The sequence below is a fragment of the Mycobacterium paraterrae genome (assembly GCF_022430545.2).
In the GTDB taxonomy this organism is placed as follows: domain Bacteria; phylum Actinomycetota; class Actinomycetes; order Mycobacteriales; family Mycobacteriaceae; genus Mycobacterium; species Mycobacterium paraterrae.
The window spans coordinates 2,594,168-2,618,436 of record NZ_CP092488.2 but is presented as its reverse complement, the minus strand read 5'-3'; the positions used below and the strand labels follow the sequence as shown (position 1 = coordinate 2,618,436).

General features: G+C 65.3%; 27 protein-coding genes. 9 read left to right on the top strand and 18 right to left on the bottom strand.

The features are described 5' to 3' along the window. Position 1: 1 nt before the first annotated feature. Genes MKK62_RS12530 through MKK62_RS12510 form a run of 5 tightly spaced genes read right to left on the bottom strand, consistent with a single transcriptional unit; the run spans position 2 to position 3,289 of the window. Positions 2-907: an SAM-dependent methyltransferase gene (locus tag MKK62_RS12530; protein ID WP_240260776.1), complete on the bottom strand. Its 906-nt coding sequence runs from the start codon at positions 905-907 to the stop codon at positions 2-4. Next, entirely contained in the window at positions 904-1,284 is a 381-nt protein-coding gene (locus tag MKK62_RS12525) for a DUF3054 domain-containing protein (RefSeq protein WP_240260777.1), read from the bottom strand. The genes MKK62_RS12530 and MKK62_RS12525 overlap by 4 nt, the downstream gene beginning before the upstream one ends. Before the next feature lie 27 nt (positions 1,285-1,311). Then, positions 1,312-1,812, bottom strand: a complete 501-nt coding sequence (locus MKK62_RS12520) for a winged helix-turn-helix transcriptional regulator (protein ID WP_240260778.1) — start codon at positions 1,810-1,812, stop codon at positions 1,312-1,314. A 44-nt stretch (positions 1,813-1,856) separates the two neighbouring features. Then, entirely contained in the window at positions 1,857-2,363 is a 507-nt protein-coding gene (locus tag MKK62_RS12515; RefSeq protein ID WP_240260779.1) for a PaaI family thioesterase, read from the bottom strand. Further along, positions 2,360-3,289 (bottom strand): NmrA family NAD(P)-binding protein, encoded by a 930-nt coding sequence (locus MKK62_RS12510; protein WP_240260780.1) that lies wholly within the window; start codon positions 3,287-3,289, stop codon positions 2,360-2,362. The genes MKK62_RS12515 and MKK62_RS12510 overlap by 4 nt, the downstream gene beginning before the upstream one ends. A 307-nt stretch (positions 3,290-3,596) precedes the next feature. On the opposite strand from MKK62_RS12510, the gene MKK62_RS12505 reads away from it, so the two are divergent. Genes MKK62_RS12505 through MKK62_RS12490 form a run of 4 tightly spaced genes read left to right on the top strand, consistent with a single transcriptional unit; the run spans position 3,597 to position 8,183 of the window. After that, the gene (locus tag MKK62_RS12505) at positions 3,597-4,481 is read left to right on the top strand and encodes an NmrA family NAD(P)-binding protein (protein WP_240260781.1); all 885 of its coding nucleotides are present in this window, start codon (positions 3,597-3,599) and stop codon (positions 4,479-4,481) included. Between the two features lie 20 nt (positions 4,482-4,501). Next, positions 4,502-4,945, top strand: coding sequence for an MmpS family transport accessory protein (locus MKK62_RS12500; protein WP_240260782.1), 444 nt, complete (start codon positions 4,502-4,504; stop codon positions 4,943-4,945). Next, entirely contained in the window at positions 4,942-7,767 is a 2,826-nt protein-coding gene (locus tag MKK62_RS12495) for an MMPL/RND family transporter (protein ID WP_240260783.1), read from the top strand. The genes MKK62_RS12500 and MKK62_RS12495 overlap by 4 nt, the downstream gene beginning before the upstream one ends. Then, the gene (locus MKK62_RS12490; protein ID WP_240260784.1) at positions 7,764-8,183 is read left to right on the top strand and encodes a hypothetical protein; all 420 of its coding nucleotides are present in this window, start codon (positions 7,764-7,766) and stop codon (positions 8,181-8,183) included. The genes MKK62_RS12495 and MKK62_RS12490 overlap by 4 nt, the downstream gene beginning before the upstream one ends. Before the next feature lie 15 nt (positions 8,184-8,198). On the opposite strand, the gene MKK62_RS12485 is transcribed toward MKK62_RS12490, so the two are convergent. Together MKK62_RS12485 and MKK62_RS12480 are read right to left on the bottom strand one after the other, a co-directional pair. Next, entirely contained in the window at positions 8,199-9,053 is an 855-nt protein-coding gene (locus MKK62_RS12485) for a lysophospholipid acyltransferase family protein (protein ID WP_240260785.1), read from the bottom strand. After that, entirely contained in the window at positions 9,046-9,855 is an 810-nt protein-coding gene (locus tag MKK62_RS12480; RefSeq protein WP_240260786.1) for a class I SAM-dependent methyltransferase, read from the bottom strand. The genes MKK62_RS12485 and MKK62_RS12480 overlap by 8 nt, the downstream gene beginning before the upstream one ends. Positions 9,856-9,935: 80 nt before the next feature. Between MKK62_RS12480 and MKK62_RS12475 the strand changes: the two genes are divergently transcribed. Together MKK62_RS12475 and MKK62_RS12470 are read left to right on the top strand one after the other, a co-directional pair. Next, positions 9,936-10,502: a TetR/AcrR family transcriptional regulator gene (locus tag MKK62_RS12475; RefSeq protein ID WP_240260787.1), complete on the top strand. Its 567-nt coding sequence runs from the start codon at positions 9,936-9,938 to the stop codon at positions 10,500-10,502. 128 nt (positions 10,503-10,630) lie between these two features. Continuing rightward, on the top strand, positions 10,631-10,795 hold the full coding sequence (locus MKK62_RS12470; RefSeq protein ID WP_240260788.1) for a hypothetical protein: 165 nt from the start codon (positions 10,631-10,633) through the stop codon (positions 10,793-10,795). A gap of 17 nt (positions 10,796-10,812) precedes the next feature. Here MKK62_RS12470 and MKK62_RS12465 read toward each other — a convergent pair whose 3' ends face one another. Next, entirely contained in the window at positions 10,813-11,166 is a 354-nt protein-coding gene (locus tag MKK62_RS12465) for an Rv1352/Rv1906c domain-containing protein (protein WP_240260789.1), read from the bottom strand. A 73-nt stretch (positions 11,167-11,239) separates the two neighbouring features. On the opposite strand from MKK62_RS12465, the gene MKK62_RS12460 reads away from it, so the two are divergent. Together MKK62_RS12460 and MKK62_RS12455 are read left to right on the top strand one after the other, a co-directional pair. After that, the gene (locus MKK62_RS12460; RefSeq protein WP_240260790.1) at positions 11,240-12,424 is read left to right on the top strand and encodes an acyl-CoA dehydrogenase family protein; all 1,185 of its coding nucleotides are present in this window, start codon (positions 11,240-11,242) and stop codon (positions 12,422-12,424) included. Further along, on the top strand, positions 12,421-13,569 hold the full coding sequence (locus MKK62_RS12455; RefSeq protein ID WP_240260791.1) for an acyl-CoA dehydrogenase family protein: 1,149 nt from the start codon (positions 12,421-12,423) through the stop codon (positions 13,567-13,569). The genes MKK62_RS12460 and MKK62_RS12455 overlap by 4 nt, the downstream gene beginning before the upstream one ends. 6 nt (positions 13,570-13,575) lie before the next feature. Here MKK62_RS12455 and MKK62_RS12450 read toward each other — a convergent pair whose 3' ends face one another. Both MKK62_RS12450 and MKK62_RS12445 read right to left on the bottom strand, forming a co-directional pair. Further along, positions 13,576-13,797, bottom strand: a complete 222-nt coding sequence (locus MKK62_RS12450) for a hypothetical protein (protein ID WP_240260792.1) — start codon at positions 13,795-13,797, stop codon at positions 13,576-13,578. Between the two features lie 2 nt (positions 13,798-13,799). Then, positions 13,800-14,612 (bottom strand): hypothetical protein, encoded by an 813-nt coding sequence (locus tag MKK62_RS12445; RefSeq protein WP_240260793.1) that lies wholly within the window; start codon positions 14,610-14,612, stop codon positions 13,800-13,802. A 322-nt stretch (positions 14,613-14,934) separates the two neighbouring features. Here MKK62_RS12445 and MKK62_RS12440 point away from each other — a divergent pair, with 322 nt between their 5' ends. Continuing rightward, positions 14,935-15,792, top strand: coding sequence for an SDR family oxidoreductase (locus tag MKK62_RS12440; protein ID WP_240260794.1), 858 nt, complete (start codon positions 14,935-14,937; stop codon positions 15,790-15,792). On the opposite strand, the gene MKK62_RS12435 is transcribed toward MKK62_RS12440, so the two are convergent. From MKK62_RS12435 to MKK62_RS12400, 8 genes are all read right to left on the bottom strand, one after another. Next, a complete protein-coding gene (locus MKK62_RS12435; protein WP_240260795.1) occupies positions 15,793-16,128 on the bottom strand; it encodes a YnfA family protein in 336 nt (111 codons plus the stop codon). Positions 16,129-16,131: 3 nt separating this feature from the next. Beyond that, on the bottom strand, positions 16,132-17,286 hold the full coding sequence (locus tag MKK62_RS12430) for a cellulase family glycosylhydrolase (RefSeq protein WP_240260796.1): 1,155 nt from the start codon (positions 17,284-17,286) through the stop codon (positions 16,132-16,134). A gap of 87 nt (positions 17,287-17,373) precedes the next feature. Next, positions 17,374-19,023, bottom strand: coding sequence for a hypothetical protein (locus tag MKK62_RS12425; protein ID WP_240260797.1), 1,650 nt, complete (start codon positions 19,021-19,023; stop codon positions 17,374-17,376). A gap of 238 nt (positions 19,024-19,261) precedes the next feature. Then, positions 19,262-20,491 (bottom strand): O-succinylhomoserine sulfhydrylase, encoded by a 1,230-nt coding sequence (locus MKK62_RS12420; RefSeq protein ID WP_240260798.1) that lies wholly within the window; start codon positions 20,489-20,491, stop codon positions 19,262-19,264. 50 nt (positions 20,492-20,541) lie between these two features. Next, on the bottom strand, positions 20,542-20,988 hold the full coding sequence (locus MKK62_RS12415; RefSeq protein ID WP_240260799.1) for a rhodanese-like domain-containing protein: 447 nt from the start codon (positions 20,986-20,988) through the stop codon (positions 20,542-20,544). An 85-nt stretch (positions 20,989-21,073) separates the two neighbouring features. Further along, positions 21,074-22,261, bottom strand: coding sequence for a formate-dependent phosphoribosylglycinamide formyltransferase (gene purT, locus MKK62_RS12410; protein ID WP_434085061.1), 1,188 nt, complete (start codon positions 22,259-22,261; stop codon positions 21,074-21,076). 35 nt (positions 22,262-22,296) lie between these two features. Then, entirely contained in the window at positions 22,297-22,929 is a 633-nt protein-coding gene (locus tag MKK62_RS12405; RefSeq protein WP_240260800.1) for a PaaI family thioesterase, read from the bottom strand. Further along, positions 22,926-24,224 (bottom strand): adenylosuccinate synthase, encoded by a 1,299-nt coding sequence (locus MKK62_RS12400; protein WP_240260801.1) that lies wholly within the window; start codon positions 24,222-24,224, stop codon positions 22,926-22,928. Before MKK62_RS12400 ends, MKK62_RS12405 begins: the two co-directional genes overlap by 4 nt. Positions 24,225-24,269 lie beyond the last annotated feature (45 nt).

Below are 24,269 nucleotides of genomic sequence, written 5' to 3'. Positions count from 1 at the left end.
ACTAAGCCAGAATCGCACGAACGTAGCGGCCCGCTACCGGCGCGCCGTTGAGATCCTGACGCCGCAAACCCGGCAGGCCGGTCATCGTGAACAACTTGTGGATCTCGGTGACGACGGTCCGCCAGCCGAGCGCGGCCAGCGACTCGGCCGGGTCGCGGTGCTGGTCCGGATAGGTGAACTCCGCCATGTCGCCGCTGAATCCGAACTCTCGCCAGCGGGTCGCAAGCGCGTGTTCCTGGTCGAGGAAAGGCGGCTGCCGCTCCGGGAAATAGTCCGCCGCCGCACGGCTGCCCGGCGCACTCAGCGCGGTGACGTTGTCGAGCAGCCGGTCCTGGACGACCGAGGGAAGAAAGCCGATGAACAAGCCCTCGGCGATCCAGACGGTGGGCTGGCCCGAGTCGAAACCGACCCGGCGCAGCGCTTCCGGCCAGTCTCGCCGAAGATCGATCCCCACCGCGCGCCGATGGGCCGCCGGCGTCACATCCAGGCCACGCAGCGTCCGGGTCTTGAAGTCGATGACTTCGGGCTGATCGATCTCGTAGACGGTGGTGCCGGGCGGCCACCACAACCGGTAGGGACGGGCGTCCAAACCCGAGGCGAGGATGACGGCCTGGCGGATTCCGGCGCGGCACGCGTCGGTGACGAAGTTGTCGAAGAAGCGGGTCCGTACCGCCAAAAGGTCTGTCAGCAAAGCCAATCCGCTTTTGCCGCCGACCTCGCTGAGCGCCAGCTCTCCGCTGGCCACCTTGGTGAAGAAGTCCAATCCGACGGCGTTGACCAGCGGCTCGGCGTACGGATCGCTGATCAGCCCCGCCCGGTGCGCCAACGCTCGCGCGGTGGCCACCAGGGTGGCGGTCGTTCCGACGCTGGTGGCCGGACCCCAGGAGTCGTTGTCGGTCCGCTTCACCGCTGAGCCACCCCGGCGCGCCGACGCCCGAGGCGCGCGATCGCGCGCCAGCCGAGCAGCAACACCGCGGTGACGGTCGATGCGACCACGATGAAACTGGCCGCGGTGCCAGCCGAGGTGACCTTACGCAGCACCATCCCGACCACCACCGTGCACAGCCACACCGCCACGCCGGTGGGATAAACCGTGGTGGGGCGGCGCCAGGCCTGCGACACCAACCAGCCGACGGCGGTCCCACTCAGAAACGGCCAGGCCGTCGTCGCGATGCCGGCGACGTTGAGACCTTCGTCATGGCTTCGCCGCCCCAGGGCGCAGAACACCAGCACACACGCCACGTCGATGCTCAACCAGGCCGGACTGCGCCGCGGACGATCCATCAGGCGAGGCTACCGCTGCGGTAGAGGTCAGCGCTTGGGTCTGGGACGCAGCCGCGCTTCGGACTGCCCGAGTTCCACGTGGTGGCCTTCGACGCACTGCACGTGGGCGACGAGTGGAGCGCCGCAGCCTTCGCCGTGTACCAGGTCGAGCCGCCTCGAGTCACCCTGTAGGAGCAGGCCGAATTCGATAAGGCTGACAAGCACGGGGAACAGCTGCCGACCGCGCGTGGTCAGCACGTATTCGTAGCGGGTGCGCTGACCCGGCGACTTGTAGGGCTGCTTGGCCAGCACTCCGGCGTCCACCAACTGCTTGAGGCGCGTCGCCGCGATCTGCTCGGTGAAGCCGGCCCGTTGCGCGAAGTCCTCGAATCGTGTTGTGCCCCAGAAAGCCTCGCGCAGCAGCACCATAGCCGATCGGGTCCCGATGGTGTCCAGGGCCCGCTCGATCGGGCAGACCTGCCGGTAGCCGGTCCTCTCCCCGTCGGCGAGACGGCCCGTCAGGGTCATCGCGTCAGGTGCTGCGGTCATCAGGCCATCCTATCTGCTGACCATACTTTTCTATAGCCAGACCCTCACGGCCCCGCGATGATCAGGCAGCCACTCGTCGCCGTGGCCAGCAGTTTGCCTGCCTGCGTGGTCAGCGAGGCCTCGGCCAACGCGGTACGGCGGCCGAGGTGACGGACCGTGCCGGTGCAGCGGACCGGCCCGGTGTCGACCCGCATGGCGCCGAGGAAACGCACCGAGAGATCCTGGCTCGTGTAACCCGTTCCGGCCGGTAACAGGCTGTGCACGGCGCAACCCGCCGCCGAATCCAGCAGCGCGCTGTAGACACCGCCGTGCACCGAACCGATTGGGTTGTAATGGAACTCGGCCGGTGTCATCGTGAAGACGACTTCACCGGGCTCGACCGACTCGATGCGGACGTCGAGGGCGTCCATCACCGGCGGCTTCGGCAAGGTGCCGGCCAGGATCGCGCGCAGATAGTCCAGACCCGCCATCTCCATGGCGACCCGCGCCCCGATCTGCGGATCCTGCCAGCTGAATGTTCTGGTGCGCGCGGTGGTTACGACGTTGGTCATCGTGCTATCTCCAGGGCCTCCCGGTTGGCGCGAATGAACTCGCGCAGGGTTATCGGCGTCCGGTCGATCATCCGGGTGAGTTCGTCGTAGTTTGCGGGTGGCGCTCCCCGCCCCGCGACCGCCAGGCCGACATTCGCGATATGGCCCGCCATCGCGGTGTTGACCACTCCAGCGGGATTTTCTCGCGCGAGGCGAACTAGGTCTTCACGCCACGCGTCGGGGGAAATCGGTTCGAACGTGATCGGGCGCCCGAGTTCGTCGGTCAGGATCGCGGCGACCTCGTGGTGGTTCAGCAGCTCCGACCCAGTCGGATAACACACCGGCCCGGCGAACCCGCCCGGACGCAGCAGGGCAGCCACCGCAAGTTCGCCCGCATCGCTACCGTTGATCCACCCGACGGCTCCATCACCAAAGCTGTTGCGTAGCAGATTCTCTCGTCTGATCGAATCACCGTGCAGGGCAAGCAGGTTCTGGTGAAACGTCGCAACGACCCGCAGGATCAGTACGTCAAGCCCGCCCCACATCATCACCTCTTCGGCCAGCCATTGGGCACGGCCGAGATCGCTGGGGTGTTGCGGGTGAGCCGGACCCATCGACATGACGACGGTGCGTATCGGACGTCCCGTCTCACGCACAGCCGCAGCGTAATTGGCCGCGGCGACGATCACGCCGGCGTCGACGGGATATGTGAAATAAGCCTGCTCTACATCAGTGAGCGCATCGAGCAGGCTGCGACGGTCGTGCAGGTCCCCGATGCAGACCTCGGCGCCCAACGCTGCCAGCGCATCCGTGCGATCACTCTGAGCGCGCGCGAGAATCCGAACCGACCGGCCTTCCTCGCGAAGCCGGCGGGTGACGTGTGCGCCGGTGGATCCGTGCCGGCCGGTAGCACCCGTCACCAGGATGGGCGCAGCTGATCCGCTCATACGGACAACCATCGCCGCTGTCTTGAGTAAAGTCAAGCCAACTATCTGACGCGGTATGCACTATGCGTTGTGTGACAGGGTCTTTGACAGCCCAGTGCCAAAGAGGATCGGACGTCTGCCTTCGTGTGACGCTGCCGGATACCAGAAGGACGGGCTAAAACCGCAGCATAGATGGTTTTATTCCGCCGTTTCGTCACGTCTTTCAGGAACAAACCAGAGCCCCCATTTGGCTTGACTTGAGTAGAGCTAGATGTGACAGTGACCTGCATTGCCACTCCGCGTGAGAGCACCGACGAGAGGAACCCTGATGTCCACCGACCACAACGCGTTGCTGGTCACCGGCGCCGCCGGCCGAACCGGTGGCTACACCGCGAACCTGCTGCTGGAACGCGGCCACCACGTGCGCGCGCTGGTGCACCGTTTCGACGACCGCGCCGCCGCGTTGCGTGACAGCGGTGCCGACGTGGTCGTCGGCGACCTGCACGACATCGACGTCGTCCGCGCGGCCGCCGACGGCGTACGCGCCGCCTACTTCGTCTACCCGATCAGCCCCGGACTGCTCGAGGCCACGACCACGTTCGCGCAAGCCGCCGGAGAAGCCGGGGTGACCGCGATCGTCAACATGTCGCAGATCTCGGCCCGGCGCAGCGCCGCCAGCGATGCCGCGCGCATTCACTGGCTGGGCGAGCGAATCCTGGACTGGTCACCGATCGCAGTAACCCATCTACGGCCAACGTATTTCGCGGAATGGTTCACGATCTTCGGCGCCAGAGGAATTCGCGAGGACGGTGTCCTGCGCCTGCCCTTCGGTGATGGCCGGCACGCGCCGATCACCGCCGAAGACCAAGGCCGAGTGATCGCGGCGATCCTGGAGCACCCGAAGGAGCACGCCGGGAAGATCTATCCGCTGTTCGGCGCCGTGGAGATGAACCACTACCAGATCGCCGACGCCATCTCCGAAGTCCTGGAGCGGCCCGTCCGTTACGAGCCGACGGAGATTCCGGACTGGATCGAGAGCATCAAGGCGTTGGGCTTCCCCGACTTCCTCGCGCAGCACCTGAGCAATGTCGCCGTCGACTACCAGAACGGGATCTTCGCCGGCAACAACGACCTGGTCGAGCGGATCGGCGGCAAGAAACCGACCACCGTCGGAGAATTCATCGCCGACCACCTCGCCGAGTTCACCGGCTGACCACCTCGAAAGGTGAACCAGTGAGCCAACGTTCGTCCGGACGTGCTCTGTTGCAGCGGTGGTGGCTGGGTCTGGTGACCGTGATTGCCGTCGGGTTGGGTGTGACCTGCATGTGGAAGGTGCACCAATTCTCCGAACCACAGCCGGTCATCTCGGTCAACGGCCCGCAGGCCCCCGAGGAGTTCAACCCCAAACACCTCACCTACGAGGTGTCCGGTGCGGTCGGTAGTGGCGGCATGCTCGTCTACGTCGATATCGACGGGCACCCGCACCGGGTCGACGTCACGGCGCTGCCGTGGTCGCACACCGAGACGACGGTGCTGACCGTGGTGTCGGGCAGCATCTCGGCGCACGTGCACGGCGGTCAGGTGAGGTGCCGGATGCTGGTCGACGGCGTTGTGCGCGACCAACAATCGGCGACACACAGCGACGCCGACGTCCAGTGCCGGGTGAAGTCGGCATGAGCGCACACCGCGCGGGTCGGCCGTTGTTCGCCAGGACGGTGCGCATCCTGGCGATCCCGATCATCGTGTTGTGGGCGCTGCTGGCTATTGCCACGAATGCGTTCATGCCCAAGGTGGAAGACGTCGCCGAAGAACTCGCCGGGCCGATGGTGCCGACTTATGCACCCTCGCAGGTCGCGATGCTGCAGATCGGCGACAAATTCAAGGAGTCGACCTCGACCAGCCTGACCATGGTTGTGCTCGAGGCCAATCACAGCCTTGATGAAGACGATCATCGTTACTACGACGACCTGATCACCCGGCTCAAACACGACAAGCATGTCCAGTACGCAATGGACCTGTGGGGCAAGCCATTTACCGCGGCCGGCGCGCAGAGCGTCGACGGCAAATCAGCTTACGTGCTGCTGCGACTGGCCGGCGACATCGGGCAGATGCAAGCCAACGAATCGGTCGACGCGATCAGGGACCTCGTCGGCAATGACAGCCCGCCGCCGGGACTGAAGGTCTACGTCAGCGGCGCCGCCCCGTTGGCGTCGGACACGTTGTCGATCGCCAACAACAGCCTCAACAACATCACCATCGTGACGATCATCTTGATCTTCATCATGCTGCTGCTGGTGTATCGCGGCCGGATCACCACCCTGGCGGTTCCGATGTACGCGGTGTTGTTCGAAATCCTGGTGGCGAAAGGGATCGTCTCGACACTGGGCCATCTCGAACTGATCCCGTTGTCGTCGTTCGCGGTCAACGTCGTCATCTCGCTCACCTTGGGCGCGGGGACCGACTACGGCATCTTCTTGATGGGCCGCTACCAGGAGGCCCGCCAGGACGGCGAAAGCCCGGAAGAGGCGTATTACACCGCCTTTCACGGCGTGGCGCCGATCATCATCGGCTCGGGGCTGACCATTGCCGGGGCGTGCGCGTGCTTGAGTTTCGCCCGGTTGAACTACTTCCACACCATGGGCCCCGCTGTGGCGATCGCGATGCTGTTCACCATCGCGATGGCCCTCACCCTGGCGCCGGCGTTGCTGACGCTGGGCAGCATCTTCGGGCTGTACGAACCCAAGACCAAGGAGAAGGGCACGCTCTACCGGCGGATCGGCGCGAGCGTCGTGCGTTGGCCCAAACCCATTCTCGCCGCCAGTAGCACGGTGGTCATGCTCGGCGCGGTCTTCGTACCGACCTACAAACAGAACTACGACGACCGCCAGTACCAGCCGGCTTCGGCGGCGGCCAAAAAAGGTTTCGCCGCCGCAGACCGGCACTTCCCGCCCAGCAAGTTGTTCTCCGAGATGCTGATGGTCCAATCCGACCACGACATGCGCAACTCGGCCGACTTCATCTCACTGGACCGGGTCAACCGGGCGCTGATCCGCCTGCCCGGTGTGGCCATGGTGCAAAGCATCACCCGCCCCCTGGGGCGACCGCTCGAGCACGCCAGCATTCCCTATCTGTTCACCACCCAGGGCAGCGGCAACGGCCAGCAGTTGCCGTTCAACCGCGAGCAGAACATGAACACCGATCAGCAAGCCGATATCCAGAAACACTCGGTCGACGTGCTGCGCCGCGAGATCGGCTTCTTCCAGAAGGTGTCCGACGAAATCCACAACACCGTGCTCACCGTCGAAGACCTACAGCACGTGGCCGACGACATCAACGAAGAGGTCTCCAATCTCGACGACTTCTTCCGGCCGCTCAAAAGCTACTTCTATTGGGACAAACACTGTTTCGACATACCGATCTGCTGGGCGCTGCGCTCGGTATGGGACACCATCGACCAGATCGACCACCTGGCCGAAGACATCAACAACACCAGGATCTCGCTCGTCGAAGTCGACAAGGCCTTCCCGAAGATCATCGCCGAGCTCAAGGCCACCGCCGACGACACCGAAGCAATACGGGCCAAGCTGGTGAACTCCTACGGCTCAGCGGATCTGGGCAACATGCAGACCGAGCAGACCTTCGACGACTCGATCAACGTCGGCAACGACTTCGACCGGGCCCGCAGCGACGACTTCTTCTACATCCCCCACGAAGGCTTCGACAACGACGACGTCAAAACCGGCATGCAGCTGATGATGTCACCGGACGGCAAGGCGGCCCGTTTCATCGTCACCCACGAAGGCAATGCGATGGGCCCCGAAGGCGTCCAACACGTCGAGCGGTTCCCCGAGGCGATCACCACGATCCTCAAAGAAACCTCACTGGCCGGAGCCAAGGTCTACATCGGCGGATCGGCATCCAACAACAAAGACATCAAGCAGTACGCGATGTCGGACCTGCTGATCGCGGCGATCGCGGCGTTCGTGCTCATCTTCCTGATCATGATGTTTTTGACCCGCAGCCTGATCGCCGCTTTCGTCATCCCGGCCACCGTCGCCTTCTCCTACGCCGGGGCATTCGGGCTCTCAGTGTTGTTCTGGCAGCACCTGATCGGCCTTCCGCTGCACTGGTTGATCCTGCCGCTGTCATTCATCATCCTGGTCGCCGTCGGATCCGACTACAACCTGCTGCTGATCGCGCGGGTCAAAGAGGAACTCGGCGCCGGCCTACACACCGGGCTGATTCGCGCCCTGGGCAGCACCGGCGGCGTCGTGACCTCCGCGGGACTGGTCTTCGCGTTCACCATGCTGGCCATGCTGGCCAGCGACCTCAAGACCATCGGTCAACTCGGGTCCACCGTCTGCATCGGCCTGCTGCTCGACACGCTGATCGTCCGCTCGTTCGTGGTGCCATCGATCGTCACCATCCTCGGAAAATGGTTCTGGTGGCCGACATTGGTCCGCTCACGCCTACCCCTGCCGACAGGAGTCCGACAATGAACTGGGGCCTGTGGAATTACCTGACCGCAATCACACTCGCCCTCGAAGTGGTCTTCGCGACATGCGCCGCCATCCACGTCGGCCGAGTGATGCGCCAATCACCGGTGCCGCTGGCCAACGAGGTCAACGCCGTACCGACCGTCCTGGGCAAACTCCGCAAAGGAGTGGCGCTGCAGGACTACGAAAAACCCCTTGCCAACCAGGTCGTCGACGCTCGCCGGCCACTGCTGGCATTCTCCATCCCGGCCACCTTCATGACCGCAGGAGCGTTCTACATCTTCGGCAGCCTCGAGCACCTACACGGTGCCCAACCTTCCGAACGCACCTACCTCGGCCTCATCCCCATCATCACCTCCACCAACCTAACCATGCGAATGTTCCTCAGCGGCAAGCTGAAAAGCCGCATCGACAAATGAGTGGACGGTCTGGCGTCACGAGGTGACGGCGCTGGCCCAGGCCAACGGATTCAGAGAGCGGAAGGGATCACCCGACCGCACGGCGAGCAGATCGGTGAGAATCTGCTGCAGCGCATGCTCGGTCCGTTCTTTGACAGTGTTCACCCATGCGCCGGCATCTACAGCCGGAGGCTTTGTCGTGTCGATCGGCGATCCGAAACGCAGATACATCCGCTGCGGCCGAGGGATCAGCGTGGGGCCGATCCCCTGTAGCAACGGCATTGCCATATCGTTGCGTCCGTTCATTTTTCGGCTGAGCCATGCACTGAACTTGGCCCAGGATCCGTCTCGGGATGTGACGCTGCGATACACGTCGTCACCACCGACCAAGCCGACCGGAACTATCGGGTAGCGCTGCTCGGCCGAGATTCGTGCAAACCCCGCCCGCCCCTGCCACCGGAGGGCGTACTCCTCCCCCTTGAACTTTGCGATTTCGCGTGCTCCGCCGGGAAATACCAGAATCGTCTGATCCCGGAGCATCAGTTCACGCGCGCTCTCGGGAGAGCCGACGACTCCACCAAAGGCCGCGAACAGATCCGCCGGTAGGCCGCGCATGCGGCCGAAGTTGCGATCCGCCAGCGGCCGGACCCTGGTGCCGATCGACGAGCGCACCGCGTCCGCGATCAGATACACTTCCGATCCGAGCTGAGTGTGATTGCCCACCAACAAGAATCGGCCGTCTGCCGGAAGGTTTTCGGTTCCATCCACGTAAGGCCGGGACAGCTGGATCAGCGGGCGAATGCCCCGCGTCACGGTGTCGAGGCGCCGCTGCAGCGCCAAGACGCGAGCACTCGGTTCCGTCAGCATTGCCAGATCCGCGCCGTCAGACACTGCGATCCCTTTGTGGCCGAGAAAACACCACGGCGACCGACGGTAGGCCGAACCGCTTGCTCGTCGGCTGGATCTCGACATTCATCTGGGCATCCGCGGCACGCCCCAAGGCACGCAGCGCCGACGGGCTGTATGCCCGTAGCGCGCTGATGAACCCGTCGTGCAGGCTCGGCGGAATCCATGACCACGGCAGCAGCGCCAGTTGGACCGGCAGTGCCACGATCGGAAAGAGCAGGGTAGCCAACGGCGTTCGGCGCTTCAGGTCGATCACCAGGAACCGGGTGGCGACGCGGGTCGCCTCAGCGATGGCCTGCGCGGCGGTCGCCGGCGGCAGATGATGAAAGGCCAGTGCGAACACCACCAGGTCGTAACTGCCATCGGGGGCGTCGATCGCGGTCGCGTCGACGACATCAGCGCGCGCACGGGGGTGACGGCCCAATTCACCGGCCGCGATGTTGGCCACCGATGTCGCGTTGACGTCGCTGACAGTGACCGTCGCAGTCGGGTGCAGTTCGAGGATCTTCGCCGAGAGTCGACCGTGGCCGGCGCCCAATTCCAGAATGCGTGGATTAGGGATGTCGGCGACCAGCTCCAGCGCGGCGCGCGCATGCTTCTCATGCTGATTCGTGAGCGCGCCCATCCGGTCGAGCATGCCGATCACCTTCTGTTTGACGTCCTCGGAGACGTCGTCGCGATCGAGATACTCGAGCGCGTCGGTCTGAAACCGACGGTCCAGCCAGGACGCATCGGGGCCACCGCGCGGCATCGTGGCAATCGACTGGTCGATCAGGGACGCGGCCATGGGGCCTCCTCGGGTGGAGCGGAATGCGTCATGCCACCACGATAACAAACGAACTAGTTCGTCTGTATATGCTTCATAGTGTGAGATCCACGACTGAGCTGCGCGGCGAGATCCTCGCCGCCGCGCGCGCGGAATTCGCCCAGTTCGGTTTGGCCGGCTCGCGGATCGACCGCATTGCGCGCGCCGCCAGCGCAAGTAAGGAACGGCTCTACGCGCACTTCGGCGATAAGGAGACACTGTTCCGCGAAGTGGTCGCCGCCGACGGCGCGGAGTTTTTCCGGGCCGTGCGGCTTCGGCCCGAGGCGGTGCCCGAATTCGTCGGCGATATCTATGACCTCGCACAAAGCCGACCGGAACACCTTCGCATGATCAATTGGGCACAGCTGGAGGGATTTCCGCTCGACCTGCCCGAGGTCGACGGAGAGAAGCCGCCTCAGACGGCGATCAACGCGATTCGACAGGCACAACTCGACGGCCGCGTTGATCCGGTATGGGATCCCCAGCAGTTGCTGGTGCTGTTGTTCGGCATCGGGCTGGCGTGGGCGCACTGGCCCGACCCGGCCGCGGCGACAACCGATCCGACCGAGAGTTCCAGGCGCCGCGCGGCCGCCGTCGAAGCCGCGGCGCGGATCGCAAAGGCGCGTTAAGACTGCGTGATGCACTGCTTTCGACGAGAAGCCGCATCCGACCGCCAGATGTACAGCTGACCAATTCAAACGCAGTCTCGGCCGTCACCGAGGGGATGCGCCGGTCGGGCCGCTTATCGTGGAGAAACGTGACCACCACAGACCAACCGCCCGAGTCCGGTGACGCGACAACGGCCAGCACCCCTGTGGCCGTCGACAGTCGTCGGCGCTCCGGCGACGTCCGGCGGGAGGGCAAATTCTGCGGTTGCGGCATGCAGCTGTCGCTGACCGGGGTCTGCGTCAACTGCGACTAGCGTTGTGCTCGAACGACTTAGGGCACCCGCGTCCACGGCTGGCAGTTCTGCGACTCGAACGCCTTGACGCCAGTGTTGATGTTGGCATACATCGGGCCGACCGACGAATTGGTCTGCAGGACATGGTCTTTCGCGGCATCGGGGGTGCTGTAGGTGAACCACGAACACATCGAATCCTGAGTCGGCACATTGTTGATCCAGACGCCAAACGCCGACCCCGAGCCCGCTGTGTGATACAGGCCCGGCGCGATGTCCGGCCCGACGACGAACACTCCGTTGCCGGGGATCGGATCGACCGGGTCGGCGGCCGCCGGCGGACCCAGCGCGACGGCGATCACGACCACGGCCCAGACGCGACCGAGTGGGGGCATGCCTATCACCTCCAGGTTCAATACCTGCGAAAGCAGCGTAGGCCGACTTCCTCGCGGTGGCAGTATCTAGGCCATGAGTACCGGTACCGCTCCCGCCTTCAATCCGCAGGACCCGCTCGGCCTGGACGCTTCGCTGTCCGACGACGAGAAGGCGGTGCGCGACACCGTCCGGCAGTTCTGCGGCGAACACGTCCTGCCCCATGTCGCCGAGTGGTTCGAAATCGGCGACCTGCCAGTGCGTGACCTGGCCAAACACTTCGGCCAACTCGGATTGCTCGGCATGCACCTGGAGGGCTACGGCTGCGGCGGCGCCTCGGCCGTGCACTACGGGCTGGCGTGTACCGAGCTGGAAGCCGCCGATTCCGGGATCCGGTCGATGGTGTCGGTACAGGGTTCACTGGCGATGTTCGCGATCTGGCGGTTCGGTTCCGAAGAGCAGAAGCAACAGTGGCTGCCGGGCATGGCCGCCGGCGAGCTGCTGGGCTGTTTCGGGTTGACCGAGCCCGACGCCGGGTCCGACCCGGCCTCGATGACCACGCGGGCCAAGCGCGACGGATCCGACTGGATTCTGAACGGCCGCAAGATGTGGATCACCAACGGCTCGGTCGCCGACGTCGCGGTGGTGTGGGCGGCCACCGACGACGGTGTGCGAGGTTTCGTCGTCCCCACCAAGACCCCCGGATTCTCGGCGAACACCATTCACCACAAGCTGTCGCTGCGGGCGTCCATCACCAGTGAGCTGGTCCTCGACGACGTCCGGCTGCCCGACGACGCGCTGCTGCCCGAGGTGCGAGGGCTCAAGGGTCCGCTGTCGTGTCTGTCGGAGGCGCGCTACGGCATCATCTGGGGGTCGATGGGCGCCGCGCGCTCGGCGTGGCAGGCCGCGCTGGACTACGCCGGTGAGCGCACCCAATTCGGTCAGCCGATCGCCGGATTCCAGCTGACGCAAGCCAAACTCGTCGACATGGCCGTCGAATTACACAAGGGCCTACTGCTCGCGCTGCAGCTGGGACGGCTCAAGGACACCACCGGCCTGCGGCCCGAGCAAGTCAGCTTCGGCAAGCTGAACAACACCCGCGAAGCGATCGAGATCTGCCGCACCGCGCGAACCATTCTGGGCGGTAACGGAATATCGCTGGAGTATCCCGTGATCCGCCACATGGTGAATCTGGAATCGGTGCTCACCTACGAGGGCACTCCGGAAATGCATCAGCTGATCCTGGGTCAGGCGTTCACCGGACTGGACGCCTTCCGGTGAGCGCACGGCTGGAGTACGCAGACGAGCACCGGCAATTCCGCGACATGGTGCACGACTTCGTGCGCCAAACCGTGGTGCCGGCGCACGAAGACTGGGAGAAGGCAGGCAGCGTTGACCGCTCCCTGTTCACCGAGGCCGGAAAGCTCGGGCTGCTGGCCTTTTCGGTCCCGGAGGAATACGGCGGGGCGGGCGTCGACGACTTCCGGTACAACGCGATCGTCGTCGACGAACTCCAACGCGCCGGCGCGGCGGCCGAAGCCATCGCACTGTCGCTGCAGAACGACATCGTGCTGCCCTATCTCACCGACCTGACGACCGCCGAGCAGAAGCAACGCTGGCTACCCGGCGTGGTCACCGGGGAGACCGTGATCGGTATCGCGATGACCGAACCGGGCGCCGGCAGCGACCTGGCCGGCATCCGCACCACCGCAACGCGCGACGGTGACCACTACGTCATCAACGGCGCAAAGACTTTCATCTCCAACGGCCAGACCGGCGACCTGTTCGTCGTCGCGGCACGCACCGGGCCCGACCGGCACAAGGGCTTGACTCTGTTCGTGGTCGAGCCCGACACACCTGGGTTCAGTCGGGGCCGCAACTTGGAGAAGATCGGTCTGCACGCGCAGGACACCAGCGAACTCAGCTTCACCGATATGCGCGTTTCGGTCGACAATCTGCTGGGCGAGGAAGGTCGCGGCTTTTACCAGTTGATGAACAACCTTCCCCAGGAACGTCTTTCGCTGGCTGTGGGAGCGGTCGCGGCCGCCGAGGGCGTGCTGGCCGAGACGCTCGACTACGTCAAGCAGCGCAAAGCGTTCGGCTCGCCGATCTCAGGGCTGCAGAACACCCAGTTCGTGCTGGCCGAGTTGGCCACTGAAATCGACGTCGCGCGTACCTACCTCGACGACTGTATCGCCGAACACCTGCTCGGTGAGTTGACTGCGGCTCGGGCCGCCAAGTTGAAGTGGTGGACCACCGAGCTCCAAGTGCGGACCGCCGACCGCTGCTTGCAACTGCACGGTGGGTATGGGTACATGCGCGAATATCCGGTGTCGCGAGCGTTCGTCGACGCCCGTATTCAGACAATCTATGGCGGGACCACCGAGATCATGAAGACGATCGTCGCCAAAGATCTCGGAATCTGACTAGTTTCAGGCGCTTTCGCGGATGATCGCCGACATGCCGTCGACGCCGGAGACCGGTTGCTGCTCCAGGGGAGCGGGCATCCGGACGGCGGCACCGACCAGAATCATCGCCGCGGCGGTGGAGGGGTCGACCTGCCACTGCGACCCGCTACCGAACTTGAGCATCTTGTCGCGGGTCTCGGTGTCGGTGACGAACATGATCCACACCGGCTCGGAGTTGTTTTCCATTGCTATACCTCGGCGAATTTCGGATTGACAGGGATGAGACGAGGCCGCAACGGCGCGGCGAGCGCGGATGATGTGAACAAGCCTGCGAGGTCGGTGCCGATCTCTCCCCGCCGGAACTGCTCGTGCAGTAAATCCTTTGTCTCGCAGACGATCTTTGCGAGCTGATCGGGTTGCGCATGACCGAAGAAGTCGTGTCGGTTCCACCACAGCAGCTTCGTCTGGTAGCGATCATTGGGATACGGCGTCGCCGATACCGGTGCCACGACGGATCCCGAGGAACGCCAGGTGTCGAGAACCGCGGTGGCGGCCGTGCACATGGTGTACTGAAAATCCAGCATCACCATCATGTAGAAGCAGGCCCGGGCCAAAGTGGTAGTGAGCAACGGATTGCGGCCGGGCGCGTCGGTGACCCACCCGGCTTTCATCTCCAGCACGCCGCGCGGCACGCGGTCGGCGATCATCTGGCGCACCGCTAGCTGATCGGGTTGACCCGCCCACTCTTCGACCGCGTGCGAGTCGTCGGCGGATCGCAGGGCGATGGCCCGGTAGCCACCGACCACCTGCCCGGAGTCGCCGACCACGGCACAGAACATGATCGTGTCGTCGCCGGCGCGCAGCGCGTCGATGTCGAGCGCGCTTTCGACGCCTCGTTTGCGGTAACTCCGTATTGCACCCGCGGCGTATTGGGCCCATAGCTCCCGGTCAAGGGCTGGCTGTGACACGACGAGCGTGCCGTCGACGTCGGGATCGTGCCATCGGAAGCTCCGGCCGAGGGAGAATGGCACTGCGGCGTTGCACAGCGGTACAGGTCTCACGGCCCATCCTTCCCGGTGGCAGACTGACATTTCGCTAAAAGGCTGTGTTTCATACGATCGGTATCTTTTCGAGCTCTATCAGTATCAGACGGTATCTATCAGCGCAATAGGCAATACATGTGGCCGCTAATACGAACAAAAGCTGAGAATCGAGTATGAATACGCCGGGTTCACTAGATGGTTCGCCGAACAGCCGCACCTGACCTGCGCCATAAGCCGAAGCTCACCTCCCGCTTCGCCCTTTCGCCAGGCGCCTGAGTGACAGAACCGTCGTCCGCTCAGGTGGTTCCGCCACGGACTTGACACCTGTTAAGTTCGACGGATGGACAACATCAGGGGCAAGACGATCGTCATTACCGGCGCCGCCCGCGGCATCGGTTACGCGACTGCGCAGGCATTGCTGGCGCGCGGTGCCCGGGTTGTGATCGGTGATCGGGACCTCGACGTGCTCGAGAGCGCCGTCGCCGGCATCGCCAGCCTCGGGCAGATCACCGGTCATCCCCTCGACGTCACCGATAAGGAGTCGTTCGCGGCCTTCCTGGACAAGGCTCGCGCCGATGGCGGCGGCCAGATCGACGTGTTGATCAACAATGCCGGCGTCATGCCGGTGGGCCCGTTCCTCGAGCAGTCCGAGCAGGCCATTCGCTCCTCGATCGAGGTGAACCTCTACGGAGTGCTTGCCGGATGCCAGTTGGTGCTACCGGAGATGGTAAAGCGCCGCGCCGGGCACATCGTCAACATCGCGTCGCTGGCCGGTATGGTGGCGGTCCCGGGCCAAGTGGTCTACGCCGCAACCAAATTCGGCGTAGTCGGGCTGTCCAGCGCGATGGCCGACGAATTCGCGCCGCAGGGCGTGAAAATCACCGCGGTGCTGCCGACCTTCACCAACACCGAACTGATCGCGGGGACGTCGCCGTCGTCGGCGCAGAAGCCGGTCGAACCGGCCGAGATCGCCGCCGCGATCGTCAAGGTGCTCGACAAGCCGAAATCCCGGGTGTCGGTGCCGAGTTGGGGAAAGTCGTTTGCCGCGGCAGCTACCCTGCTGCCCGACGGCGGTCGCCGCTGGCTGAACAAGAAGATGGGCAACGACACCGTGTTTCTCGACGTCGACGCTGGCGCGCGCCGCAGCTACGAAGACCGCGCGCAGCATGCGACCGGGGTGATCGAGCACCAGGAGTGATCAGCGCCCGCGCGGGGCGTACATGATCACGCCGACACCCGCCTGGCAGACGGCCGCACCGAACACGTCCCACCTGTCGGGCCGGAATCCGTCCAGTGCCATTCCCCACGCCAGCGAACCGGCGACGAACACGCCGCCATAGGCGGCCAGCACTCGGCCGAATTGCGCGTCGGGCTGGAACGTCGCGACGAAACCGTATGCCCCCAAAGCGATCACGCCCAGGCCAGCCCACATCCAGCCGCGATGCTCGCGCACGCTCTGCCATACCAGCCAGGCGCCACCGATCTCGAGCAGGGCGGCCAGCCCGAACAACAGGATCGATCGGGCGACAGTCACTGCTCAGCCGAACGTCGAGGCGCTCAAGCTTCGGATGGTTTGCGACTCGACGTTCTGGAATGCGTTCCCATCCGGCCGTATCAGGTCGTGGAACCACACCTTCGGGACCGCTGTGTACGGGTGATTCCACGAGTCCCACGGGAAATAAGTCTGGGTCTTGCCGGCCACCAGCCCCCAGTTGATCGCTCCGACGTTGCGCCGCTTGGCAACTGGGAGAATCGACTCGACGGTGCTGCCCTGGGTCCGGGCCATGTATTCGGTGCACAGGATCGGACGACCGTGCGGGGTGAGTTCGTTGATGCGCGACTCGAAGGTCGACGGGCCGGCGTAGGAATGAAAACTGACCACGTCGGAGTTAGCCAATTGGATGTTCTGAATGGTGGTACGGCTGCCGGCATCTGCCCACTCGCCGTCCCACACGCCGCTGGTCAACGGCTGACGCGCGTCGACCGAACGCGCCCACGAGAACACCTGCGGAAGTAGGTCGGCAACGCGGTCTAGCTTGTCGCCGCGCTCGACGCGCGAGTATTGCGGAGCGGGGTTGTCGGGTTCGTTCCACACGTCCCACCCCAGCACCCGGTCGTCATTGCGGAACTGGGTCATCACCCCGGTGACATAGTCCTGCAGCGTGCGGGTGTAGCGCTTGTCGTCGATCCGTTCGGCGCCAGGGCTCTGGACCCAGCCGGAGTTGTGCACCCCGGGCGTCGGTGCGTGTTGCTGACCCGATTTCGGGAACGGGTCCCAGCAGGAGTCGAACAACACGAACAACGGCTTGATGCGATGGCGAGCCGTGAGACCGACGAACTGCGCCAGGCGCGTTTGGAAGCCCCGCGAATCTTGGGCCCACAGCTGGTCGTGCAGAAAAACCCGCACCGTGTTGAGTCCGTGCGCGCGAGCCCACCCGAGTTCTTGGTCGATGCGGCGCGGATCATAGGTACCCGGCTGGAACATCTCGAGTTGATTGATGGCCGTGGAGGTGATGAAGTTCGCGCCGACCGGCCAGCCTTGGGCCTGATACCAACGATTGGCCCGATCCGACGACCACCGACTCGATTCAGCGGACGCCCGGGGCGGGTCGGCGGCGGCACGTGGCGCCTGAGCCAGAGCCGTGCCCGCTGCCAAAAACAGCGGCAGTTTCAGGACAGTGCGGCGGTACACACCGCGACGATAAGGCGCGCACCGCGACCTTCCGGGGATCTGTCCAGCGCGTCGCGCGACTTGTTATCGCGCCGTCACCATGAGCGATCAGCGCGCCGCGGCAAGAGCCCGTTCCATGCTCAGTGCCTGCGCGCCGGCGGTCAGCGAGCTGGCAGCCGACGTGGCGATCATCGCCCAGCGGCCCGGCACGATACCCACTTCCTCGCAAGGCTGTTGGGCGGTCGACGAGTTCGAAACCACCTCACGGATCCGTTCCGCGCTGCCGGTCGCGTCCGGGCTGAGCACGCGCGTGGCGGCGCCGACCCCAATCTCGGGATGACGCGCCATGAACTCCCGCAGGAACAGCGCGCCGGTGACTTTGGGGTTGATGTCCTGGACGGCCGCCATCACCGTGTCACCGAACACGCCGCCGACGGTGCCGACCGCGAAGTCGATGCCGCAGTGCAGCAAACCCAGTCGTTCATGGAGATCCGTCATCGTCGCGCGCAGCGCGGCGTAGACGCTCGGGTCCAGCCCCAGGCCTTCCCATTCCCCGCGGCTGACGAAGATGTTGCCCTTCCACGACGTGCCCCGCATGAACTGCAGAGTGAGCCCGTCGAGAAGCTCGCCGGAGCGCACATGAGCCGACGGCGTGGTCAAGACGCGTTCGCCGCCGACTTCTCGCTCGAAGTAGGTGACATGCGCCTCGAGTACCTGATCACCACCCAACCTCCATGCAGCGCAGGCTAATTCGTGAAGCTGAGCGGCGTTGCCGAGGTCGATGCCGGGGGTGATGCGTCCGCCGTTGCCGCCGTCGGACGGCTTCAGGCAGCCGCGTGTGAGGCCGTATCGGCTCTGCAAGAGCGCACCGGCGCGGAGCAGGCCAGCGCAGAAGTCATCGCGATTCTCCTGCCAGGCAACCGCGTACCCGGGCAGCACGGGGATCGGAACCTGCAGGGCCGCGAATGCCTCGCTTGCCCGGTGCTCACGCTCCAACACCATCGGGCCCGGTTGACCGTCGATGTCGACCAGACTCAGTGCGGCCTCCACGGTCGGATGCAGCATGCGCTTGCGGTTCCACACGCCCAGCCGAGAATCGTTGGCGTCCACCCGGATTCGGCCAACACCGGTAATCCGAGCCAGCCATGTCACCAGCAATTGGAATTCCGGTTCGAAGTCGTACGGGCACACCACCGTCGACGGGTCCTCCCGGACGAACTCGACGATCCGGCGGATCACCGGATCCCGCTCGCCGCCGTCCACCGCGCGACGCACCAACGCCTGGGAGAGGTAGTAGTAGTCGGAGTCCGGAAGCATCAGGCGCTCAACGCCTTTTGCCGCGGTCCCGTGAAGCCAGGGCCGTGTCCGCCCGACCACGAGATCGCCGCTGCGAGCCAGGTACAGGCCGCGAGTCTCGACGTACGTGGTGAGGTCCAATACCGGTCGGCCTTCCACCATCGCGGCGAGGTCGGTTTCGAAACTGCTGGCGTACGGCGTGGTCGAATGCACCATCAAGCGGCGTTGCCCGTCGCTGGGCGATGCGAACTCCACGTGCTCGGCCACCAACTCGGGCAGTTCGCCGGGTTCGATCGAGAGCAGCTTGCGGGTCGCGATCGCGAAGTCGGTCTCGTCGAATCTCAGCGGGCCGGCGTAGCTCTGCCAGCTGACTTCGTCGCCGTCGACGATGACGGCCCATTCGTAGAAATCACCGGTAAGCGGATGAGGTGACGTCCGCGGCCGGCTGATGCTCGATATCACGCAAGTCTCTCCATTTCGGGCCCGATGTGGTCTCCGCAGGTATGGCGCTGCGATCTACGCACCGTCCTACCTCTATCGAGCTCATTCGCCATGGCGTTACTATCGCGCCGAAGTGTCCTGCGGTTGGAAAAGACCACACGACGGTTGGATGAATAGCGCGGTAACGCGGGTGGCCGCGAGGGCATATCCGTTGCCGGACACGCCGATTGCACGCAACCAGCGAACTCTCAGCAGACTCCTAGCTCAACGCCCTGTCGAGGTCGGCGATCAAGTCTTCGGTGCCCTCGAGTCCCACCGAGATGCGAACGACGCCGTCGCCCAAGCCGATAGCGGCACGTCCTTCGGGCCCCATCGCACGGTGGGTTGTTGTCGCCGGATGAGTGACAAGGGATTTCGCGTCACCGAGGTTGTTGGAGATGTCGATCAACTTCAACCCGTCGACCACCTCGAACGCCCGCTGTTTGGCCGCCTCGGCCGGCGCATCGAGCTCGAACGTGACAACCGTTCCACCGCCCGACATCTGACGCTTCGCCAGATCGTGCTGCGGGTGCGACGGCAGGAACGGATAGCGGACCCACCGCACCGCGGGATGATCCTCCAGGTATTCGGCGATGCGCTGGGCTGAGTTGTTTTGATAGTCGACGCGAATCGCCAGTGTCTCAAGGCCTTTCAGCATCACCCAGGCGTTGAACGCACTCATCGCGGGCCCGGTGTGACGCATGAGTTTCTGCACCGGACCGTCGATGTATTCCTTGTCGCCGAGAATGGCGCCGCCGAGCACCCGGCCCTGGCCGTCGATGTGCTTGGTGCCGGAATAGACCACCACGTCGACACCGAGCGGGATGCCCTGCTGCAACAACGGAGTCGCAAAAACGTTGTCCAGCACAACCTTCGCGCCGGCCGCATGGGCGAGCTCGGCCACTGCAGCGATGTCGACCAAAGATTGCATCGGGTTCGACGGGGTCTCGAAGAACACCGCCTGAGTCGGGACCGACAGCGCCTTCTCCCACTGGGACAAGTCGTCGCCGTCGACGAATACCGTCTCGACGCCCCAGCGCGGCAGAATCTCACTGCACACCACGAAGCACGAACCAAAAAGGCTGCGCGAGGCGACAAGTCGATCGCCCGCGCCGAGCAGTGCACCCAACGACGTGAACACCGCCGCCATCCCGCTCGCTGTGGCGAATGCCGCGGTGGCGCCCTCGATGAGGCGCAGCCGCTCCTCGAACATGGTGACGGTCGGATTGCCGTAGCGCGAATAGACGTAGCGGTCGACCTCACCGGTGAACGCCTGCTCCGCCTCGGCCGAGGAGCCATAGACGTAACCGGACGCCAGATAGATGGCCTCGCTGGTCTCTTCGAACTGCGAGCGCAGCAATCCGCCTCGCACGCCGATGGTGGCCTGGCTGACGCCGTCGGGCAGCGCCGGTGGGATCCGGACCGACGGGACCTGCTTGTCGTCGGTCATATTGCGCCGCTCCTCCGCATCACTGCGTTCTGCATCGTCGCCGACGCGGCTCATGTCTGGGTCCACGGCAAACCGATTGCCCGCCAGCCCCTTCCGCCGCGGTGCCGGTTGCCGTCGAGTTGACCCTCGAAGCCGTCGAGCACGTTGTAGGACGGGGCGACACCCGCCGCGGTGGCAGCCTCGGCCGCGCTGATCGAGCGATTGCCAGAACGACACAGGAACACCACCGGGCGATCACCGCCGGCGGGCACGTGTTCGAGCAGGTCAGCGACGAAGTTCTGGTTGGGCTTGCCCTCGACGTCGTTCCACTCGATGTAGACGACGTCGCGGCCCAAGCTGCCCAGATCCGGAACGCCGACGAACCGCCATTCGGCGTCGGTGCGGACGTCGACCAGCACCGCCTCCGGGTTCTCGCTGAGCAGCTTCCACGCCTGCTCAGGGGTGAGATCTCCTGCGTATGAATGCTCGGACCCTGTTGTCACCTGAGGTTGCCCCATGCTCGATCGTCGACTTTGGGTTCGACAATATCCGTGCCTGATCGGCGCCTGAAATCCAGCGTCGCCGACTCCGCACTGTTTCCGGCTACCAGAGCCGGCGCAGCGCGGCCGACGCGTGCCGGGCCCGGCCGCGGGCGGTGGCCACGTCCGCGGCGGTCACCACGGCCCCTCCCAGCGGACGTCGGCCGCCAGAATCGTCGCGAGCAAATACCCGGACATCGCTCTCGGTGGTACGCAGCGCATCGGCGAGCGCGCTGTGGCGCTGAGCCTCCGGGACGTCGCCGGCCCCCGCGTAGACAACCCCTGCCGCGCCCGGCGAGATCATGATGGTGTCGGTCGGCAGACCCAGGATTGCCCGCGCCTGCAGCTCGAACTCCGAAAGCCGTTGCGTGCGAACGGTCACCAGGCCGCTCTCGAACGGCCGGGCCGTGACGTCGTTGAAGTACACCTCGTCGCCGCGGATCATCAGTTCGACCCCGAACAGGCCGCGTCCGCCGAGCGCTTTGACCACGCGGGCCGCGATCGACCGGGCGGCGTCCAGCGCGGCCGGGCTCACATCCTGCGGCTGCCAGGACTCCTGCACGTCGCCGATGGCGTCACCATGGCCGATCGGCTGGCAGAACTGCATCGTCGGTCCCGACGGGCCGTCACCGCGAACGGTCAGCAGCGTGATGTGGAAGTCGATCTCGACCAGGGTTTCGGCTAGTACCCGGCCGTTGCCGGCGGGCACCGCCCGCCGCCAGGCCGCCTCGATGTCGCCGGGCAGCAGGACCACGGACTGCCCGTCGCCGGCCGCGCCTGCCACCGGCTGCACCTTCAGCGGGTAGCCGGCGTGGTTGGCAATGGCGTGCAGTTCGTCGAGCGACCCGGCGAACCAGAACGGCGCGGTGGGCAACCCAAGTTCGTCGGCGGCGAGCCGGCGCAGGCCTTCCCGGTCGGCCGTGAGCCGGGTGCAGCGCGGGGTGGGAAAGACCTGAATGGCCTCCCCTTCCGCGATAGCCGTGAGCGCGTCGACCGATACCGTGTCCGACGCCGTCACCACGATGTGCGGCTCCAAACGGGTGATCGCGGCGCTCAGCTCCGCGGCGTCGGTCAGGTCGACCACCAGCGACTCGTCAGCTGGGACGTTCGCGTCGGGCTGTTGCCCGGCCACGATCACGTGGGCACCGAGCCGCCGCAGCGCGGTCGCCAGCTCGCGGCTCAACTCCTCGGCCCCGAGCAGCATGACCCTGGTCCGGTGGCCGGTGTCGCGGGGCGGTTTGCCGTCAGTCACGGTGCCCAAGGATAGGTGCGTCGCCTATGTGGTCGTCAGGGCTGACCCGGCAGCAACCGGATCATCAGGCCGTTGGCCTCGGCCAGCAGGGTCTCACCGTCGAGAAGTTCGCCGCGGACAAATGCCTTGCGGTCCTCCGTCGCGGCGACGTGCCCGCGGACCACCAGCGGGGTGTCGATCGGCGTGATCTTGCGGTAGTCGACGTGGATGAAGGCAGTGCGGCTGATCGGCCGGCCGGCGGCGTGCACCACCATCCCGAAGACGTGGTCGAACAGCAGCGGCAGCACACCGCCGTGGACGGCCATGTTGCCGCCGACGTGGAATCGGCTGAAGTGGCCACGCATCTCGACGCCGTCGGGGTCGTACCGGGTCATCGTCCAGGGCGGCAGCAGCAGGCTCCCCATTCCGGGCAGCGTCGGCGATCGCCCCGCCGGAGCCTGGCCTTCGGGCGCCTTGAACGGCGCAAGCTGGTCGGCCAGCGCTTCGGCCTGCGCGGCGGCGTCGTTCCAGAGGTCGTCGCTGGGGTCGGCGGACACCGCGAGGTCTTGCACCCGCCGCATCGCCGCGACGAAGCGGCCGAAACCCGGGCCCGGGCTGGCGGCCCCGTATTCCGGAAAGCCGCCGTGATGGTCGTAGTCGGGATCGAGCTGTTCTGGATTATCGGTCACGGGCTGGTCGCCAGCACGTCACGCCGCACGATGGTCTGGTCGCGGCCCGGCCCCACACCGATGCACGAAATATGCGCTCCGCCAAGCTCTTCGAGCCGAAGCACGTAGTCACGCGCTTTCGCGGGCAGATCGTCGAACTCGCGCGCCTCGGAGATGTCCTCCCACCAGCCCGGCAGCTCCTCGTAGATGGGCTCGGCGCGGTGCAGATCGCTCTGCGTCATCGGCATCTCGGCGGTCTCCTTGCCGTCGATGCGGTAGCCCACACAGACCGGAACCGTCTCGAGGCTGGACAGCACGTCGAGCTTGGTCAGGAAGTAGTCGGTGATCCCGTTGACCCGGGTGGCGTAGCGGGCGATGACGGCGTCGAACCAGCCGCAGCGCCGGCGCCGGCCCGTCGTCACACCGAACTCACCGCCGGTCTTGGACAGGTACTCGCCGTACTCGTCGAACAGCTCGGTCGGGAACGGGCCCGACCCGACCCGGGTGGTGTAGGCCTTGAGGATTCCCAGCACGGTGGTGATCCGGGTCGGGCCGATGCCGGACCCCACCGCCGCGCCGCCCGCCGTCGGATTCGACGAGGTCACATAGGGATAGGTGCCGTGGTCGACGTCGAGCAGCGTGCCCTGCGAGCCCTCCAGCAGGACGGTCTCGCCAGCCTCCAGCGCGTTGTTGAGCAGCAGGCGGGTATCGGCGATCCGGTGCTTGAAGCTTTCCGCCTGCTCCAGCAGGACCTCGACGACGTGGGCCGGGTCGAGGGCCTTGCGGTTGTAGATCTTGACCAGCACCTGGTTCTTGAATTCCAGCGCGGCCTCGATCTTGTGCGCCAGGTCGTCGGGGTGGAGGACGTCGGCGGCCCGGATACCTTGTCGCGCGATCTTGTCCTGGTAGCAGGGCCCGATGCCACGGCCGGTGGTGCCGATCTTCTTGTTGCCCATGTAGCGCTCGGTCACCTTGTCGATGGCGACGTGATAGGGCATCAGCAGATGCGCGTCGGCGGAGATCAGCAGTTTCGAGGTGTCGACACCGCGGTCCTCGAGACCCTTCAGCTCCTCGAGCAGGACGCCGGGGTCGATGACGACGCCGTTGCCGATGACGTTGGTGACTCCGGGCGTCAGCACGCCGGACGGGATGAGATGCAGGGCGAAGTTCTCGCCGCTGGGCAACACCACGGTATGCCCGGCGTTGTTGCCGCCTTGGTAGCGAACGACCCATTTGGTGCGGCCGCCGAGTAGGTCGGTGGCCTTGCCCTTGCCCTCGTCACCCCATTGGGCGCCGATCAGGACGATTGCCGGCATGACTCGCTCCCACTCATTTCTGGCGCATATTGTGGTCCAGCCGGT

Coding starts and splice junctions, on each gene's coding strand:
- MKK62_RS12525 (WP_240260777.1), bottom strand. CDS start 1,284: ATGGATCGTCCGCGGCGCAGTCCGGCCTGGTTGAGCATCGACGTGGCG.
- MKK62_RS12490 (WP_240260784.1), top strand. CDS start 7,764: ATGAACTGGGGCCTGTGGAATTACCTGACCGCAATCACACTCGCCCTC.
- MKK62_RS12505 (WP_240260781.1), top strand. CDS start 3,597: ATGTCCACCGACCACAACGCGTTGCTGGTCACCGGCGCCGCCGGCCGA.
- MKK62_RS12510 (WP_240260780.1), bottom strand. CDS start 3,289: ATGAGCGGATCAGCTGCGCCCATCCTGGTGACGGGTGCTACCGGCCGG.
- MKK62_RS12420 (WP_240260798.1), bottom strand. CDS start 20,491: ATGACCGACGACAAGCAGGTCCCGTCGGTCCGGATCCCACCGGCGCTG.
- MKK62_RS12460 (WP_240260790.1), top strand. CDS start 11,240: ATGAGTACCGGTACCGCTCCCGCCTTCAATCCGCAGGACCCGCTCGGC.
- MKK62_RS12465 (WP_240260789.1), bottom strand. CDS start 11,166: ATGCCCCCACTCGGTCGCGTCTGGGCCGTGGTCGTGATCGCCGTCGCG.
- MKK62_RS12415 (WP_240260799.1), bottom strand. CDS start 20,988: ATGGGGCAACCTCAGGTGACAACAGGGTCCGAGCATTCATACGCAGGA.
- MKK62_RS12440 (WP_240260794.1), top strand. CDS start 14,935: ATGGACAACATCAGGGGCAAGACGATCGTCATTACCGGCGCCGCCCGC.
- MKK62_RS12520 (WP_240260778.1), bottom strand. CDS start 1,812: ATGACCGCAGCACCTGACGCGATGACCCTGACGGGCCGTCTCGCCGAC.
- MKK62_RS12480 (WP_240260786.1), bottom strand. CDS start 9,855: ATGGCCGCGTCCCTGATCGACCAGTCGATTGCCACGATGCCGCGCGGT.
- MKK62_RS12495 (WP_240260783.1), top strand. CDS start 4,942: ATGAGCGCACACCGCGCGGGTCGGCCGTTGTTCGCCAGGACGGTGCGC.
- MKK62_RS12450 (WP_240260792.1), bottom strand. CDS start 13,797: ATGGAAAACAACTCCGAGCCGGTGTGGATCATGTTCGTCACCGACACC.
- MKK62_RS12400 (WP_240260801.1), bottom strand. CDS start 24,224: ATGCCGGCAATCGTCCTGATCGGCGCCCAATGGGGTGACGAGGGCAAG.
- MKK62_RS12515 (WP_240260779.1), bottom strand. CDS start 2,363: ATGACCAACGTCGTAACCACCGCGCGCACCAGAACATTCAGCTGGCAG.